General features: G+C 41.3%; 17 protein-coding genes and 1 tRNA gene. 7 read left to right on the top strand and 11 right to left on the bottom strand.

Features of this window, described 5'->3' with window-relative positions:
- Position 1: 1 nt before the first annotated feature.
- The 8 genes from NFU46_RS14335 to rlmE all read right to left on the bottom strand — a co-directional run bounded on the left by NFU46_RS14335 (position 2) and on the right by rlmE (position 7,412).
- Positions 2-946 carry a general glycosylation pathway protein gene (locus tag NFU46_RS14335; RefSeq protein ID WP_175078980.1) on the bottom strand — a complete coding sequence of 315 codons (945 nt, stop codon included), beginning with the start codon at positions 944-946 and terminating at the stop codon, positions 2-4.
- A 200-nt stretch (positions 947-1,146) separates the two neighbouring features.
- Positions 1,147-1,231 (bottom strand) — tRNA-Leu (locus NFU46_RS14330).
- Between the two features lie 76 nt (positions 1,232-1,307).
- Entirely contained in the window at positions 1,308-1,655 is a 348-nt protein-coding gene (secG, locus tag NFU46_RS14325) for a preprotein translocase subunit SecG (protein WP_187490104.1), read from the bottom strand.
- A gap of 1 nt (position 1,656) precedes the next feature.
- Positions 1,657-2,406, bottom strand: coding sequence for a triose-phosphate isomerase (gene tpiA / locus NFU46_RS14320; RefSeq protein WP_251602680.1), 750 nt, complete (start codon positions 2,404-2,406; stop codon positions 1,657-1,659).
- A gap of 69 nt (positions 2,407-2,475) precedes the next feature.
- Complete coding sequence (gene glmM / locus NFU46_RS14315) at positions 2,476-3,831, bottom strand: phosphoglucosamine mutase (protein ID WP_055196995.1); 1,356 nt, start codon at positions 3,829-3,831, stop codon at positions 2,476-2,478.
- The gene (gene folP, locus NFU46_RS14310; protein ID WP_251602678.1) at positions 3,824-4,672 is read right to left on the bottom strand and encodes a dihydropteroate synthase; all 849 of its coding nucleotides are present in this window, start codon (positions 4,670-4,672) and stop codon (positions 3,824-3,826) included. The genes glmM and folP overlap by 8 nt, the downstream gene beginning before the upstream one ends.
- Before the next feature lie 106 nt (positions 4,673-4,778).
- Positions 4,779-6,716 (bottom strand): ATP-dependent zinc metalloprotease FtsH, encoded by a 1,938-nt coding sequence (gene ftsH / locus NFU46_RS14305; RefSeq protein WP_251602676.1) that lies wholly within the window; start codon positions 6,714-6,716, stop codon positions 4,779-4,781.
- 66 nt (positions 6,717-6,782) lie between these two features.
- Positions 6,783-7,412, bottom strand: a complete 630-nt coding sequence (gene rlmE / locus NFU46_RS14300; protein ID WP_054551703.1) for a 23S rRNA (uridine(2552)-2'-O)-methyltransferase RlmE — start codon at positions 7,410-7,412, stop codon at positions 6,783-6,785.
- Positions 7,413-7,501: 89 nt separating this feature from the next.
- Here rlmE and yhbY point away from each other — a divergent pair, with 89 nt between their 5' ends.
- A complete protein-coding gene (gene yhbY, locus NFU46_RS14295) occupies positions 7,502-7,798 on the top strand; it encodes a ribosome assembly RNA-binding protein YhbY (protein WP_175082263.1) in 297 nt (98 codons plus the stop codon).
- A 106-nt stretch (positions 7,799-7,904) separates the two neighbouring features.
- Here yhbY and NFU46_RS14290 read toward each other — a convergent pair whose 3' ends face one another.
- A complete protein-coding gene (locus tag NFU46_RS14290) occupies positions 7,905-9,053 on the bottom strand; it encodes a serine hydrolase (RefSeq protein ID WP_175082073.1) in 1,149 nt (382 codons plus the stop codon).
- Positions 9,054-9,169: 116 nt separating this feature from the next.
- On the opposite strand from NFU46_RS14290, the gene NFU46_RS14285 reads away from it, so the two are divergent.
- The 6 genes from NFU46_RS14285 to NFU46_RS14260 all read left to right on the top strand — a co-directional run bounded on the left by NFU46_RS14285 (position 9,170) and on the right by NFU46_RS14260 (position 14,921).
- A complete protein-coding gene (locus tag NFU46_RS14285) occupies positions 9,170-9,976 on the top strand; it encodes a hypothetical protein (protein WP_251602674.1) in 807 nt (268 codons plus the stop codon).
- Positions 9,977-10,141: 165 nt separating this feature from the next.
- On the top strand, positions 10,142-10,981 hold the full coding sequence (locus NFU46_RS14280; protein WP_251602672.1) for a MipA/OmpV family protein: 840 nt from the start codon (positions 10,142-10,144) through the stop codon (positions 10,979-10,981).
- Positions 10,971-11,372, top strand: a complete 402-nt coding sequence (locus NFU46_RS14275) for a DUF3019 domain-containing protein (protein ID WP_175078974.1) — start codon at positions 10,971-10,973, stop codon at positions 11,370-11,372. The genes NFU46_RS14280 and NFU46_RS14275 overlap by 11 nt, the downstream gene beginning before the upstream one ends.
- A 13-nt stretch (positions 11,373-11,385) precedes the next feature.
- Positions 11,386-12,093: a response regulator transcription factor gene (locus tag NFU46_RS14270; protein WP_251602670.1), complete on the top strand. Its 708-nt coding sequence runs from the start codon at positions 11,386-11,388 to the stop codon at positions 12,091-12,093.
- Positions 12,094-12,105: 12 nt separating this feature from the next.
- Positions 12,106-13,395, top strand: coding sequence for an ATP-binding protein (locus NFU46_RS14265; RefSeq protein ID WP_251602668.1), 1,290 nt, complete (start codon positions 12,106-12,108; stop codon positions 13,393-13,395).
- Positions 13,396-13,568: 173 nt separating this feature from the next.
- Positions 13,569-14,921, top strand: coding sequence for a sodium-dependent transporter (locus tag NFU46_RS14260; protein WP_251602666.1), 1,353 nt, complete (start codon positions 13,569-13,571; stop codon positions 14,919-14,921).
- Between the two features lie 31 nt (positions 14,922-14,952).
- Here the strand turns inward: NFU46_RS14260 and NFU46_RS14255 are convergent, their stop codons facing one another.
- Together NFU46_RS14255 and NFU46_RS14250 are read right to left on the bottom strand one after the other, a co-directional pair.
- The gene (locus NFU46_RS14255) at positions 14,953-15,393 is read right to left on the bottom strand and encodes a GNAT family N-acetyltransferase (protein ID WP_405030673.1); all 441 of its coding nucleotides are present in this window, start codon (positions 15,391-15,393) and stop codon (positions 14,953-14,955) included.
- 67 nt (positions 15,394-15,460) lie between these two features.
- Positions 15,461-16,204: a sporulation protein gene (locus tag NFU46_RS14250; protein WP_054561870.1), complete on the bottom strand. Its 744-nt coding sequence runs from the start codon at positions 16,202-16,204 to the stop codon at positions 15,461-15,463.
- Positions 16,205-16,336: the final 132 nt, after the last annotated feature.

Raw genomic sequence — 16,336 nt, 5'->3', positions numbered from 1 at the left:
ATTAATGTTTTACTTTTAAGCGTTGCACCTGGGTCAATACATCTTCAGCCTTGGCGCCTAGGTAAACGTAAATTGCCAGTGCAATCAACAGACCTACCACAGCAAACATCATCAATACAGCAGGTATAACATACTCAGTTTGCCCGAGTGCTGCTTTAAACATGGTAAGTAAGGCTTCTATCGATACAGCAATCAAAATTGTTGAGATAAAACGTGTGATCGTACGTCTTGTTGAGCTGTGGCGAAAAATATCCTTATGCATGAGGATTTCTTCTTCTAGAATTGTTTTGCCTAGATCAAAAATGGCCAACGCTAAAGTAACAAAGATAATAATGGTAAAAGGCTTAAGCGGGTCTGACTGGGTATCTTCGCTTATGACTAAGTCCACCATACCGGCAAACACTTTATATAACAGGTAAAATACCAAACAGAATAAGCAAGCTACAATCAGGCCATAACCTACCTTAAAGTAAGGAGTCATTCTGGCTCGCTTGGTGTCTCCCATAATAAATTCAATCAGCTCTGTTAAACACACATCGATAACCAAAAACTGCTGTTCATCGTTGCCTGAAGGGATTGTTTTGATCACTGAGATACAAAGGTGTTTAGTCGCTGTCGAAATATATGGCGAAGTAAAGTGCGGAACAGGCGCAGCAGAGGCGACTAAAAAATAAGGTCGAGCGCTTAAATCTTGCCCAGCTCCAACATTACCTAGTTTCTTTTTGTACTGACGCTTAAAACAAACATTATCACCTTGCTGAATGCCTTGCTCATTCAAACAATATTGTAATTCTAGAAATGGGTATTGATTGACAAGCTGCTGATACGCTTGCTTGTTAGTCAACGATGCCTGAACACTGGCAAGTATAGAAAGAAGCAGTTCATGAATAAGCTGTTGTTGCTCTTCATAGCGTTCTATAGCACTTAAATAACTCATTCTTGCCATCTTGCTTCCTCAAAGTAGTAGAGATACTAACTCTAGTTAAGCAAGGAAGACTCCAAGTTTTATTTCACTTAATAATCAATGAGTTAATTTCGTTCAGGGGAATGGCATTAGAATAAAAGCACTATAAAGGTGCGCATTTTGTTTTATTAAGCACTAAAACGAAAAAAGCTGTAACTCAGTGAGTTACAGCTTTTTAATTTTGGTGCGGATGGGGGGACTTGAACCCCCACGGCCGAAGCCACCACCCCCTCAAGATGGCGTGTCTACCAATTCCACCACATCCGCATACAATTCTGTATGTTGTTAAGCTTTACGTTTACTTGAGGAATGAAAACAGCTTAACGATAATTAGCAAAGCTAATTAGTTAGGTACGTCAGACGTTTTATCTTCTGTCACAGGCACATCAGATTGTGCTGGCGTTACAGTTTCAACAGCTGGCGCAGCTTCTAAGTTTTCCCACTCATCAGTCTTTTTGATTTGACCTGCAGTAAGGTTACCTAGAACAATACTTAGTACGAAGAAGATCGTTGCTAAGATTGTTGTTGTTTTAGTCATGAAGTTACCAGCACCTGATGAGCCAAACACGGTACCAGAAGCGCCAGCACCAAATGATGAACCCATATCTGCGCCTTTACCTTGTTGGATTAAAACCATACCAACTAATGCTAAAGCAACAATTAAATAAACTACTAATAAAATTTCGTACATCTTATACGGTCCCTTTTGCACTTTCACAGATAGCAGTAAAAGAATCTGCTTTAAGACTCGCGCCACCAATAAGGCCGCCGTCTATATCTGGTTGTGCAAATAATAATTCGCTATTTTTTTCATTCACGCTACCACCATATAAGATGGTTAATTGCTGTGCTACATCGCTATCTGAAGAAGCAACCTTCTCGCGGATAAACTTGTGCACGGCTTGCGCTTGCTCAGGAGAGGCAGTCTTACCTGTGCCAATGGCCCAAACGGGCTCGTATGCTACCACAGAATTCTTCAGTGCTGCTACACCTAATTTGCTAATTACAGCATCAATTTGAGCTGCAACCACTAATTCAGTTTCGTTTGCTTCACGTTGCTGCTCGCTTTCACCCACACATAGGATAGGAGTTAAGCCAACTTGCTGCGCTCGCGCAAACTTATCTGCAACAACTTCATCTGACTCACCGTAAATGCTACGACGTTCAGAGTGACCAACCAAGGTGTAAGTTGCCCCTAAGTCTTTTACTAACTGAGCATCTACTTCACCAGTAAAAGCACCAGCTTGGTTTTCAGAGACTGTTTGCGAACCAAACGTGACGTTTTGTTGCTGCAAAGAACTCAACAATGGGAATGGTGGAAACACCACTATATCCAGTTCATCCGATTGAACATTTTTGATAGCAGTTGATAACTGTTCAACAAGCTCTAGAGAGCCGTTCATTTTCCAATTACCTGCGACCATCGGCTTACGTGTTGCCATTATTCCACTCCACATTAGAAAGCGGGCAAGATACTAACTCGACTTGCCCAAAGTTACAAGAGGTTATTGTTATGCCTGGGTTTGTTTGCTCACAGTTTCGACAACTTCAGCTATTTTACGTGCACTATCAAGCACAACTTTTTCCTGCTCAGCTTCAACCATTACTCGCACAACAGGCTCAGTTCCTGATTTACGAAGTAATACTCGGCCAGTATCACCTAATTGCTCTTCAACATGGGCTACCATGTCAACTACAGCTTGATCTTGCGTCGGATCGGTACCTTGTGGGTAACGAACATTGATCATTTTCATTGGGTATTTTGTAAAACCAGCCCCTAAGTCTTGCAACGTTTTATTCTGTGCAACCATTGCTGCTAATACTTGCAAGCTTGAGATAATGCCATCACCCGTGCTGATTAAATCAAGATTTAATACGTGACCTGAACTTTCACCGCCTATTTTCCAGCCATTTTCTTGCAGTAGTTCCATCACGTAACGATCGCCTACTTTACTGCGAGCGAAACCAATACCGCGCGCTTTTAAGGCATTTTCTAGACCCATGTTTGACATAACAGTGCCAACGACACCACCACCTAAAATATCGTCATTTGCAGCTTGGCAAGCAATAATATAGACAATGTCATCACCATCAAATACACGACCATTGTGGTCAACCATCATTACTCGGTCACCATCACCATCGTAGGCAATACCAACATCAGCATTATGCTCTAATACTTTGCGTTTAAGCGTTTCAACATGGGTTGCACCACACTCAAGGTTGATATTTACCCCGTTTGGCTCGCAGGCGTGACAGATTACTTCAGCACCTAACTCACGCATTACTGACGGTGCAATATGGTATGTAGCACCATTTGCGCAATCGAGTACAATTTTTAGACCTTCTAGCGATAGACCTTGTGGGAATTGGCTTTTACAAAACTCAATGTAGCGCCCATCAGCAGTTTCTAAACGACGCGCTTTACCAAGCTTGTCAGAGGCAACGCAGGTCATTGGCTCATCCATCATAGCTTCGATTTCAAGCTCAACTTCATCAGGTAGCTTTAAGCCCCTGCTTGAAAAGAATTTAATACCGTTATCATGGTAAGGATTATGAGATGCACTAATTACAATACCCGCTTCAGCACGGAAAGTTTGCGTAAGATATGCAACTGCTGGTGTTGGCATTGGCCCTAACAAAACAACATCAATACCAGCAGCAATCAAACCTGCCTCAAGTGATGTTTCAAGCATATAGCCAGAAATGCGGGTATCTTTACCAATAATGACCTTTTTAGTGCCAATTTTTGATAAAACACGACCTGCAGCCCAACCAAGCTTTAGCGCAAATTCTGGAGTGATTGGGTACTCACCAACCATGCCTCGTACACCGTCCGTGCCAAAATATTTTCTTGTTTTACTCATTTGTAATTCCTTTAGTACATGCTTGCCAAACGTTAAGCACATCAACTGTTTCTTGTACGTCATGAACGCGAATGATTTTAGCACCATTTTGTGCTGCAATCAGCGCGCCGGCAAGGCTTCCCGCTAAGCGTTCATGTGTGTCTCTATTTAATAAATTACCGATCATTGATTTACGAGATAACCCCGCAAGAACCGGTAACTTGAATTGGTTAAATACATCAAACTTATTTAAAATTTCGTAATTATGAGCCAGTGTTTTACCAAAGCCAAAACCTGGGTCTAAAATAATACGTTGTTGCTGAATGCCCGCTTGCTCACACGCGGCTAAACGCTCTGCAAAGAATTCGTTAATGTCAGCAAATAAATCATCATAATGTGGGTTACTTTGCATAGTGCGGGGCTGACCTTGCATATGCATTAAGCAAATTGCCACCTCTGGGTATTGTGCCAATACCTCTATCGCACCAGGCTCCTGTAACGCTCTAACATCATTGATTATGTCAGCCCCTGCAATTATAGCTTGGTGCATTACTTCACTCTTGCTGGTATCAATGGAAATAATACAATCACTGCTTGCTCTAAGCGCTTTAACTAAAGGAATAACGCGTTCAAGTTCATCTTCAAGAGATACATCAGGTGCCCCTGGGCGAGTTGACTCACCACCTATATCAATTATTTTTGCACCTTGATTTAATAACGTATGAGCTTGTTTGACAGCGCTGTCTAGTTGGCAGTAACTTCCGCCATCAGAAAATGAATCAGGAGTGACATTTAGAATCCCCATCACCACTGGGGAGTCGAGGTGTAAAATACGACCTCGGGGTAATTTAAGAGCGGTCATTTTTACCTTCAAACTTCCATGCATTTGCTCAACAACGATAGTGAGCCAATTTTATGCTACAAAAAAGCCCCGGCATCCGGGGCTTTTGCTTATTATATTTTAACGACTATTCAGGTTTGTCATCAAGGCTTGTTTCATCCTTTTTTACTGAATCATCCGCTTTTGTCTCATTAACAACAGGCTCAGCCTTCGCACTAGGCTTTTTATCATCTGAGCGACGGTCATGAACATCACGTGGCTCACGTACAGGCTGACGTGCCATTAAGTCATCAATTTGACCCGCATCAATCGTCTCGTACTTCATTAGTGCATCTTTCATCGCATGTAAGATATCAATGTTATCTTTAAGGATTTGCTCTGCACGTTGGTAGTTACGATCTGAGAATAAACGAACTTCTGTGTCGATCACTTTTGCAGTTTCATCAGACATGCTCATAGCACGGCTACCGCCGCCACCCATGTACATTTCGTTTTGGTCTTCAGCGTAAAGTAATGGACCTAGCTTTTCACTTAGACCCCATTGGGTAACCATTTTACGAGCAATATCGGTCGCACGCTCAATATCGTTACTTGCACCAGTTGTCACTTTATCTTCACCGTAGATCAGTGCTTCAGCAATACGACCACCGTAAAGGCTAGAGATCATTGACTCTAAAAGCTCTTTTGAGTGGCTCACACGGTCTTGCTCAGGCAAGTACATAGTAACACCTAACGCACGTCCACGAGGAATGATAGACACTTTATAAACTGGATCATGTTCAGGTACCATGCGACCAACAATCGCGTGACCCGCTTCATGGTAAGCAGTCATTTCTTTTTCCTGCTCGCTCATCACCATGGTCTTGCGCTCTGCACCCATCATGATTTTATCTTTTGCAGCGTCAAACTCTGCCATGCTTACTACGCGTTTGTTACCACGAGCTGCATATAACGCGGCTTCGTTAACTAAGTTTGCAAGGTCAGCACCAGAGAAACCTGGCGTACCACGTGCAATAACTGCGGCTTCTACGTTGTCGCCTAGTGGCACCTTACGCATGTGAACTTTAAGGATTTGCTCACGGCCACGAATATCAGGAAGACCAACAACAACTTGGCGGTCAAAACGGCCAGGACGTAATAACGCAGGGTCTAATACATCTGGGCGGTTGGTTGCAGCGATAACGATAATACCTTCGTTACCTTCAAAGCCATCCATTTCAACAAGCATTTGGTTAAGTGTTTGCTCACGCTCATCGTGACCACCACCCATACCAGCGCCACGCTTACGGCCTACTGCATCGATTTCATCAATAAAGATGATACAAGGTGCTGCTTTTTTCGCTTGCTCGAACATGTCACGTACACGTGATGCACCAACACCTACAAACATTTCTACGAAATCAGAACCTGAAATTGTGAAAAACGGCACTTTAGCTTCACCAGCTACCGCTTTAGCTAGTAATGTTTTACCTGTACCAGGAGGACCAACCATCAACACACCTTTCGGGATGCTACCACCTAGCTTCTGGAATTTTGATGGGTCACGTAAGAAGTCTACAAGTTCAGTTACATCTTCTTTCGCTTCGTCACAACCAGCAACATCAGCAAACGTCGTTTTAACTTGGTCTTCACTCATCAGACGCGCTTTACTCTTACCGAAAGACATCGCGCCTTTACCGCCACCACCTTGCATTTGACGCATGAAGAAAATCCACACACCAATAAGCAGTAACATCGGGAACCAGGAGATTAAAATGCTGGCGAGGAATGACTGCTCTTCTGGCTTAACGCCTTTTACATTAACGTTGCTTTTTAAAAGATCATTCAAGATGTCTTTATCATACATTGGCATGATGGTTTGAAAGCGCTCACCATTTGTTTTAGTACCAGTAATCGTACCTGTGGTGCTTTCAATTGAGACTTCTTGGATAGCGCCACTACGAGCGTCGCTAACAAATTGAGTGTAACTTGTTTGGCGATCTGCCTGATCACCACCATTAAAGCTCTGAAACACTGACATTAGCACAACTGCAATGACCAGCCAGAGTATTAGATTTTTCGCCATATCGCTCAAGGAGTTAACCTCTTGTATCCAATTAATTTAAATTCAACTTAACGCAGCACAACTGTACTACAGTTTATAGCCTGTCGCCACTATATAAACTTCCCGAGAACGGGCGCGTGATGCATCGGGCTTTCTAATTTTAACCGCTTTAAAGCTATTACGTACTTCCTGCAAGTATTGATCAAATCCTTCGCCTTGGAAGACTTTGACACAAAATGCGCCATTTTTCTTTAAAACTTGGTGGCACATATCTAATGCCAACTCAACTAAGTACATACTACCAGCTTGGTCAACAGATGTATTGCCACTCATATTGGGTGCCATATCAGAAAAAACTACATCAACATTTTTTCCATCAATACGCGTTAAAAGAGCATCAAGCACCGCTTCTTCACGAAAGTCGCCTTGTAAGAAGTCAACACCTGCAAGCGAGTCCATAGGTAAGATATCACAAGCAATTACTTGGCCTTTATCACCTACTTTTTCTGCTAGATATTGCGACCAACTACCTGGCGCAGCACCTAAATCAACCACCGTCATCGATGGTTTGATTAATTTATCTTTATTTTGAATTTCGTCTAATTTGAATACCGCACGAGAACGCCAACCTTTCTTTTGCGCTTCGTGAACATAAGGATCGTCGAAATGTTCTTTCAGCCAACGCTTAGAACTGGCTGAATGTTTTTTATTTGCCATAAAATTAATACGTAACTAATTAGTAATATTCTCTAGATGGCGTTAGAATACCCTTAATTCAAGCCATATTCAGCAAAATTTGTAACATGATGAAATTATCGAACAAACAAAAGCAGTTTTTAAAAGGCCAAGCGCACAGTTTAAAACCTGTTGTATTACTTGGTGCAAACGGATTAACCGAAGGCGTTTTAGTTGAAATCCAAAGCGCTCTAGAAATTCATGAACTAATCAAAGTTAAAGTTCCTACAGATGAACGTGAAACTAAAACATTGATTTTTGATGCAATTGTTCGCGAGACAGGCGCAACGAAACTACAAACAATTGGCCATACAATTGTATTGTATCGCCAAAGCGAAGAGAAAAAGATTCAATTACCACGCGGTTAATCCTGCCTTGTGAAATTTCGAATCAGAAAAAGCCAGCAAATATGCTGGCTTTTTTGTAGGCAAAAATAATTTTGCATTAATTTGTAACTAAACTTTTTTAACTAGGCTATTTTTGCTCTCGCGTGTATTTAAGGACCCGATTAATAAACTCGGTAGTTAATTCATTAATTAACCCTGTTTCAGCATTTAGAACTAAGCTAAACCCTATGTTTAGATGCGGGAATACTACGATATCGCTGCGATAACCTTGTACCCAACCACTGTGGTAATAAAGTACTTCATCATCATAATTGTAAACACGCCAACCTAGTCCATAATAAGCATCTTTAACATGACTTCGCCAAACTCGGCGACGAGTTTCTTTTTTGGTGTGTGTATAAGGACGGGTTTGTTTGATCAATGCTTCGAGTGGTAATACGTCAGGGTATTGCCCTAGCTGCGCATTTAACCAAATAGCCATGTCATTTGCGCTGGCGTTCACACCTGCAGCCGCAGGCACTTTATAGTAATTCTTCTTTAATCGTGATGTATACCAACGTTTTCGGCCGCGTACATGAGGGTGTGCATAGTTATTGTCTTTAACCATCCCCTCAAAACCAACACTGGCATCCACCATTTTTAAAGGCGCAAAGATATATTCTGAAATCCAATGTGTGTAATCCATCTGTGTTGATTGATAAATCACTGAGTCAATCAAACTAAACATCACATTTTGATAGCCGTAGCACTCGCTTGGTTTGCAGATAGGCTCAACCGTCAATAGCCGCTCGACAATATCTGGGTAACTCATACGCGACTCAATTAGGTTATCGTATGCATTAGGTACTAGGCCACTAGAATGACTAAGGATATGATAAATTTTTAAGTCATCTTTGTAAGCAGTATTAGAAAAAGCAGGAATAAACTTACTTATTGGGTCATCAATATTAAACTCCCCTTGCGCTGCAAGTTTAGCGGTTAATGAGCCTGCAAAGGTTTTAGAGACTGATGCCAATCGAAAGCGGGTATGTTTATCGACTTTGCGGCCTTTTTCTATTTTTGTTCGACCAATACCATTAATAAAATCATCATGACCAATATTTACAATCGCTAATGAGCCACCCGGGATCCCTTTACTTTTTAATTTTCGGGTGAGGTGTTTATTATAATCAGCAACGAATGTTTGCCATTGCTTATCACTCGAAGCAGCTTCACCGCTAACTAAAAGCAGTGTTAAAGAAAAAAGAAAAGGAATTAAAGATAAGCTGTACTTCATTATTTATTTTTTTTATGCCTGTTTTGGAAGTTTCTCATAACATAATATCATGAACTTTTGTCTCGACTAACGTACAATACGTTCAATCTTAAATTTTTATGGGTAGACTATTTTTCATGCGCTTACTTGTAGTTTTGTTTTTTACTTTAATTTCAGCTGGTTGTGCCCTAAAACCTGAACCAGCTCCATTACTTTCGATGCCAAAGAAACCAAGCTTACAAAGCCAGCGTTTTCAAGTTGAGTACCAAACAGAGCATGCTGCTCCTAAAGTGAAGTCAGTACAGTTGCCTGCACATGCAGTGAGTAAAAACCAAACTGTGGTGATAGTTGCCGACAAAACCAGTGTGACTGATACCCTGTATGGTCAGCTTACTGAAGCACTTGCAGCCAAACAATTAAATGTAGTTAAAGAGGCTACTCAAGCAGATTATACCCTATCTATTCACCAGCTTGATCTTGAACTGATTGAAGACACAGAATATCAATTAGTCAAACCAGAAAAGCCTCTGCCTTTATTTGATGAAGTTGCAAAACAGTTTCCCGTTCAGCAATGTGCGACTATTTTAGGCCAAGTAAGCATGCGCTTAACTCACAAGCGAACTGGTGATGTTGTGTGGTTCGCAAAATCATCGATTGATAGCGCAAGCTTTCATCGTGAACCACTAATTTATAGCTTTGTGCAACAGCAAGTAATCAAGAATGAGCTTGAAGTAGCGAGCTTTGTGCACGAACAAAACTCGGAACAAGCTCGCATGGCGCGAATTAATCAAGAAGTGACGGTTCCTGCTTATCAAACAATCACGCAAATGACCGCCTTAAAAAAAGAGCAAGGCCCGTGTAACCGCACTGAAATTAGCGCGCTTACACCTATGATGCAGTACTACCTGAGCAGTATTTTAATCGATAAAATTAAGGTTCAGTAACTAGCTTTTGCTGTTTGTCTGCCCATAGGCAAACAGCTTCCTTCTTGAATTTGCAACACTTTCTTACATTTCTAATTCCTGCTAGTACATTTTTTTACAGATTACAGGAACTCCTTAACAATATACTATAAGCTATTACCCTTTCTAACAGACAAGGAAGCAACATTGCGAGCTTACAGTGCCCTATTATTGATATGTTTAACCTTGCTTAGTACCACAAGCCAAGCAAGTAACCGCTATTATGCAGACAATACTTTAGAGCCAAGCCAAGGCTTTGCATGGGACTGGGGCATTGGTTTAGGTTACTACATTGAAGATTCTTACCTTATAGGCATGGACTCTTACAATGATGGTATAGAGCCTGACGTACACCTCGCCGTTTCTTACAACAGCTTTTACCTCGATTACGACCAAAGCCAACTTAGCGGCGGTTTAACCCTAGGTTACAGCGTTATCGATAAATTTGAATGGGGCTTAGATATTGTCGGCACCAACGTTCAATCTGGCTTTGATGAAACAGGCTTAAATATTTATGGTAACGATGTTATCGAAGAGCTTGAAGGGATCAGAACACGCGACTACGACTTTGATGTAGGCCTTCGCCTATCACGTCGATTTGAAAATTCGCAAATATCATTTGAGTACTTACATGATATTTCAGGAGCACATAATGGCTGGGTGATGAATTCCTTTTTTAGCCAGATCATCCCTTGGCGAAATTGGGAATTTCGCTCTGGCGTTGGCTTAAGTGCCTACTCAGAAGATTTTACAAATTACTACTTTGGCATTTCAGAAGCTGAAGCGCTAGAAAATCGCCCTGTATATAACCCAGATACCTCTTACAGCCTTATTTTTGAATTTCATGCAGAATACCCAATTAACAGGCATTGGGTGTTTCTAACTGGTTGGTTATCGACTTGGTTTTCAAACGATATTCACCAAAGCCCTATAATTTCTCAAGAGTATCAGCATAAAGCCAAGGTAGGCGTGCGTTATGTTTTCTAAGTATTACTTGTGCTTTACCTTATTACTGTCGGGGCCATTACTCGCTGAGCAACAGTCTGCAGGTAAGAAAGATATTGAAAATGCGTTAGTTGCCCTGCCCGACACTTGCGTAGCGCTGCGTGAAGGTAGAAATTGCTTCGCAGAAGTTGATTTAACATGGCATCAAGAGCAAGTTGGCAATTACTGCTTACGTAACGCACAAAGCAAGCACATTATTCAGTGCTGGTTGATGCAACAAAAAGGCTTATTTAGATACCAATTTGATTCAGCACAAACCATAGGTTTTGAACTTATAAGCAGTGATAACGGTAAGGTTGTCGCAAGCACTGAAATACAATTACAGTGGGTCTATCAAAATCGTCAGAAGAAACGTCGTTGGCGGCTGTTCTAAGCAGGAGTAAATAATGGAACATTACGGAACTATCTTATTAGTAGAAGATGATATTTCTCTCGCCAATTGGGTTGCGGAATATTTAATTGAACAAGGCTACCAAACAACCATATGCCAACGTGGCGACCAAGTCGTTGAGCAGGTACGTAAAACAACCCCTGACTTAGTTTTGTTAGATATTATGCTTCCGGGTCAAGACGGTATAAGTGTGTGCCGTGATTTAAGACAGTTTTATCAGGCCCCGATTATTATGCTAACAGCGCGTGATGATGAAATGGATGAAGTAATTGGCCTTGAAGTAGGTGCCAGTGATTACATGATGAAACCCGTTCGCCCTCGCGCTTTATTAGCACGTATAAAAGCGGCACTTCGCTCTAAATCAGATACTCAAGAATCTACAGCAAACTCAGAACTTATCAATGTGGGTAAATTATCAATCAATACTGAGTCACGTACTGTATATTTAGCAAACGAAGAAGTGCATATTTCAAGTGCTGAGTACCTTTTACTAAACTATCTAGCCAGTAATGCAGGCCAGGTAGTATCCCGTGACGCAGTATTTAAGGCAACAAAAGGGCGCGAATATGATGGCTTAGACAGAAGTGTGGATGTGCTGATTTCATCATTACGTAAAAAATTTAATGATGACCCTCAGCACCCAGAAAAAATTAAAACTATCTGGGGCAAAGGCTATTTACTTGTTGCCAACGCTTGGCAATAACGACTCGCGCCTGTGAAAAAGTTTTATATCTCACTCCTTGGCAGTGCCCTGCTTTCAATCATCGTGTTGGGTTGGCTAATTGATGCTTTTAGCCAACAAACCCAAACACCTCAGGATGTGTTTTCTAGCGAAACACAAATGATTAAAGGCTTTGCAAAGCAACTTGCTAAGCATGATGCTAAAGATCGTGAGCAGGCTATTACAGAAATTAACCAAAACTTTGCTGTGCAACTAGAGTATCGCCCTACACAGTCGCTTGCGCTACCTCATTCATTGTTAACACAAATGACCCAACCTAGTGGCCTTATCCTCGAAGATCAGCAAGGCTACTATTTACTTTATAGTGAAGCAGCTTTAGGCACACACCACTTAAAAATGCGTTTAGATAAAGACTTAACACACGATCAAGGCAACGATGTATTACTCACCTTGTTGTTCTACGCTGGGTTATGCGTATTTATGGGCTTTATCATTGCGCCACTGGCCAAGCGTTTAACCGTATTAAACGAAGCGGCACAACGCTTTGCTAAAGGTGATTTAAAAAGCCGTATTCACTTATCTCACTTTACCTATATCAAAGATGTTGAGCTGACATTTAACCGTATGGCGAGTCAAATTGAAAAACTTCTTGATGAGAATAAGTTAATGGCATCAAGTTTATCTCACGATATTCGCACACCTATCGCCTGCTTGCGATTTGGTCTCGAAGCAGCGCAAGACTGCCCTAATGACGAAAAGCGCCTTGAGTATCTTGCTCGGATGGAAAACGACTTAGACCAAATGGAGTCTATGCTAAAAAGTTACTTGGCATTTGCAACCCTTGAGCAAAAAGCGAATCAGTTGACCTTTAATCATTCTGATCTAGAAACCTATATTCTTACTTTAATTCATCAAATTGAGCCTAAGCTTGAACAACAAAGCTTGCACATTAATCACCGAGTTGAAGGCGGTGATATTTGTGCTGATTTACACTGGTTAGCTCGCGCCATTGTTAACTTATTAAGTAATGCTTGCGACTTTGCTGAATCAGAAATTTTACTCAGTGCTACGAGTACCAATGAATCCGTTACCATAAAAATTGAAGATGACGGCCCGGGTGTCAGCGAACAAAACTGGCAAAAAGTATTTAGTCCATTTTTCCAAGAACAAACACATCGTAACCGGGATGGAGAAAGCTACGGGCTTGGCCTTGCAATCGTAGCGAAAGTTGTTGATTGGCACCACGGGACGGTCGAAGTATCAAAAAGTAAGCAACTAGGTGGCGCCTGTTTCACCTTACGAATTCAAAATAAAAGCCAATAAACATGTTTCATTTGTGTTAATTGTTTCGTATTGTAATGCGCAATTGCACGAATTCTACGCTGACAGCTCGCACATAACGAAGAACAACGAAAATGCGGATGATTAACCCTTTTTATTTAGTGTTAATTCGAGTAGATTGTCAGCGCCGTCACAAATAGAGAAGTAACAATAATATGAGCGCATCACGTGGGGAGTTCAGCTCCCGCTTTGGATTTATTATGGCTGCAGCAGGCTCTGCTGTTGGCTTAGGAAATATTTGGGGTTTCCCAACACAAACTGCAAGTAATGGCGGTGCCGCGTTTTTAGTGGCTTATTTAGTGTTAGCATTTTGTCTTGCTTATCCTGCTTTAATGGCTGAGTTAGTGATTGGTCGTCACGGTCAAGCTAATGCCGTCACTTCACTTCGAAAAGTAACAAATCAAGCATGGCAAAAGAAGTTTGCCTTCATGGTAGGTTTTGGCGGTATTATTTGTGCGGGTCTAATTTTAAGCTTCTATGCTATCGTCGCAGGCTGGATGCTGAGTGCGACCCTTGAACCTGTTGCGCAATTAGCCGGGCAAGAGCAAACTGGCACCTGGCTTAGTGAGCAATCACTATCAAGAAACCTCATATTTACTGCCGCATTTATTATTTTAACCGTCTCTATTATCTCTAAGGGCGTAGAAAACGGCATCGAAAAATGGTCTAAGCGCTTAATGCCTGCCCTGTTAGGTATTTTGTTTATGCTAATCATCTATGTAATGACGCAAGATGGCGCAATGGAAGGTCTAAAAGCATACTTAGTGCCAGACTTTTCATCGATTTTAAACCCTGAGTTATTAGTGAATGCACTTGGACAAGCATTTTTCTCATTGTCGCTTGGTACCAGCGTAATGATCATTTACGGCTCATACATTAGCAAAAAAGAGAACTTAGTATCGTTAGGCGCTTATGTGACTTTAATCGATGTGTTCATTGCCTTTGTAGCCGGTTTACTCATTATTCCAGCTATGTATGTGGCTCAAGCTCAAGGCGTACAAATTTTCTCTGCTGAAGGCGCACTACTTTCAGAAGATACCTTAGTATTCCAAGTGCTGCCGGCGCTATTCACCAGCATGGGTGATGTGGGTATTTTTGTTGGCTTTGCATTTTTTGCGTTAATGAGTATTGCAGCGTTAACCTCATCGATTTCGATGCTAGAAGCACCGGTTTCTTATGCTGTTGAACGCTTTGCGCTAAAGCGTGTGCAAGCTACATGGATCATTGGCGGTATTATTGCGCTCATTAGTTTTACAATTGTCTTTAACTTAGGCACCTTGTTTGGCTTTGTGATCACCTTAACCACTAAGATTGGCCAACCTATTCTAGGCTTAATGTGTTGTATTTTTGTTGGTTGGATTTGGCATCGCGCGTCACTGCTAAAAGAAATTCAACAAGGATGCCCTGAAGCTGCCAATAGCTTCTTCTGGAAAGTATGGCCATGGTATATCAAGTTTATTTGCCCACTAGCCATTTCGCTCGTATTTGCTAACTCTCTGTTAAGCTAACAAATGATTATGTTTGAAGTGGCCATTTAGGCTACTTCAAACACATATCTTGATGTGGAATGCCATCTTCTAGGTAATCATCGCCCACATTTTCAAAACCAAATTGCTGATAAAACCCAGTTAAATAACACTGAGCACCAATCATAATCGCTTTGTCAGGCCAATGCTCTTTACATGTGTCTATCGCAGTTTGCACAAGCTTACTCGCCAAACCTTCACCACGAAATTGCTCTGCTACCAGCACACGACCAAATGCGCTAAATTGCTCATTCTTTTTATAGCATCGTGCATAGGCTGCCACTTGTTGATCTTTAAACAAGAACACGTGCTGGGTCAGTTCATTGTTATCTACTTCGTCAATTTCTGGGTAAGGGCAAGTTTGTTCTACCACAAATACATCAACCCGCGCCCGTAAAATGGCAAATAATTCATCTTTACTGAGTTCACTATAACTCTTAACAGAAAACATAATTCTCCTTTTTGAAGACTAAAAAAAACCCAACCGTAGCTGGGTTTTAACTAACTTAATAGCAGTTAGCCTAAGCAAATAATCGTTCTAGCTGATCACACAGCTGCGACAGATTTACATGATCATGCTCTATAGTTAAATCGACATAACCATCCCCTCTAAAGGCACGGTCAAGTTCAATCAGTACATGAGTTTTGTGCGCTTCAGGGACAAACGACAACTCTATCTCTTGAAGACCAAATAGGCTTCGGCTGTTTGGTCGATACTCTAGCTCTTGATAGCATCCCGAATGTGATTGGAATGTAGGTGCTCTTAAAAAGCCTTTTTCAACATCCGCTTTCACTAGGCTAAAACCAAGTCTATCCATCGCTTCCATTAACGTGCTCACGGCATCATTAGGATAAATGTGAAGTGCATCACGATCAGTTGGATCAAGCGCTAAATCAATATCTAGGCCTGTTTCTAGCCACACATGTGATTGGTTATAACCAGCGTTAATTTCTGTGATTGGTGTTTCTGAGTGCAGGCGTGCTTCAAATGGAATATGTTTTTCAGCACCTGCTGCAATCGTGCCGATATCTGTAATTCGCCACTTTTCAATTACATGGTTTGTAAAGTACTCACCATCTTCACCTTCGACTTTAACACGTGTCATCAGCGCTAAGTCTAAACCCGATATGTCTTGATCAACATCGCCGCCTTTAATAACAATAACGGCATTAAATTTTTGACCCGGTTGTAAATGCTCTGTCTCAAGTACAGTGTCAACTTTTGCTGCACCAATACCTACTGATGCAAGGATTTTCTTAAACATCTTTTCTCCTTAAGCCAGCTTCTAACCTATGGCTTAAATTCCTTTGTTAATGCATCTTAACCACAATTAAAAGCTAATGTCAGCGAAAAAATGATGCTTTTGGCGGATTAATCAATAAATCATGTATAAGTG

The sequence above is a fragment of the Pseudoalteromonas sp. NCCP-2140 genome, assembly GCF_023708065.1.
Taxonomy (GTDB): domain Bacteria; phylum Pseudomonadota; class Gammaproteobacteria; order Enterobacterales; family Alteromonadaceae; genus Pseudoalteromonas.
Note: the sequence above shows the minus strand (reverse complement) of the source record. Positions and strands in the feature narration are given on the sequence as shown.

Coding starts and splice junctions, on each gene's coding strand:
- glmM (WP_055196995.1), bottom strand. CDS start 3,831: ATGAGTAAAACAAGAAAATATTTTGGCACGGACGGTGTACGAGGCATG.
- yhbY (WP_175082263.1), top strand. CDS start 7,502: ATGAAATTATCGAACAAACAAAAGCAGTTTTTAAAAGGCCAAGCGCAC.
- NFU46_RS14270 (WP_251602670.1), top strand. CDS start 11,386: ATGGAACATTACGGAACTATCTTATTAGTAGAAGATGATATTTCTCTC.
- tpiA (WP_251602680.1), bottom strand. CDS start 2,406: ATGGCAACACGTAAGCCGATGGTCGCAGGTAATTGGAAAATGAACGGC.
- NFU46_RS14335 (WP_175078980.1), bottom strand. CDS start 946: ATGGCAAGAATGAGTTATTTAAGTGCTATAGAACGCTATGAAGAGCAA.
- NFU46_RS14275 (WP_175078974.1), top strand. CDS start 10,971: ATGTTTTCTAAGTATTACTTGTGCTTTACCTTATTACTGTCGGGGCCA.
- ftsH (WP_251602676.1), bottom strand. CDS start 6,716: ATGGCGAAAAATCTAATACTCTGGCTGGTCATTGCAGTTGTGCTAATG.
- NFU46_RS14260 (WP_251602666.1), top strand. CDS start 13,569: ATGAGCGCATCACGTGGGGAGTTCAGCTCCCGCTTTGGATTTATTATG.
- rlmE (WP_054551703.1), bottom strand. CDS start 7,412: ATGGCAAATAAAAAACATTCAGCCAGTTCTAAGCGTTGGCTGAAAGAA.
- NFU46_RS14290 (WP_175082073.1), bottom strand. CDS start 9,053: ATGAAGTACAGCTTATCTTTAATTCCTTTTCTTTTTTCTTTAACACTG.
- folP (WP_251602678.1), bottom strand. CDS start 4,672: ATGACCGCTCTTAAATTACCCCGAGGTCGTATTTTACACCTCGACTCC.
- secG (WP_187490104.1), bottom strand. CDS start 1,655: ATGTACGAAATTTTATTAGTAGTTTATTTAATTGTTGCTTTAGCATTA.
- NFU46_RS14285 (WP_251602674.1), top strand. CDS start 9,170: ATGCGCTTACTTGTAGTTTTGTTTTTTACTTTAATTTCAGCTGGTTGT.
- NFU46_RS14250 (WP_054561870.1), bottom strand. CDS start 16,204: ATGTTTAAGAAAATCCTTGCATCAGTAGGTATTGGTGCAGCAAAAGTT.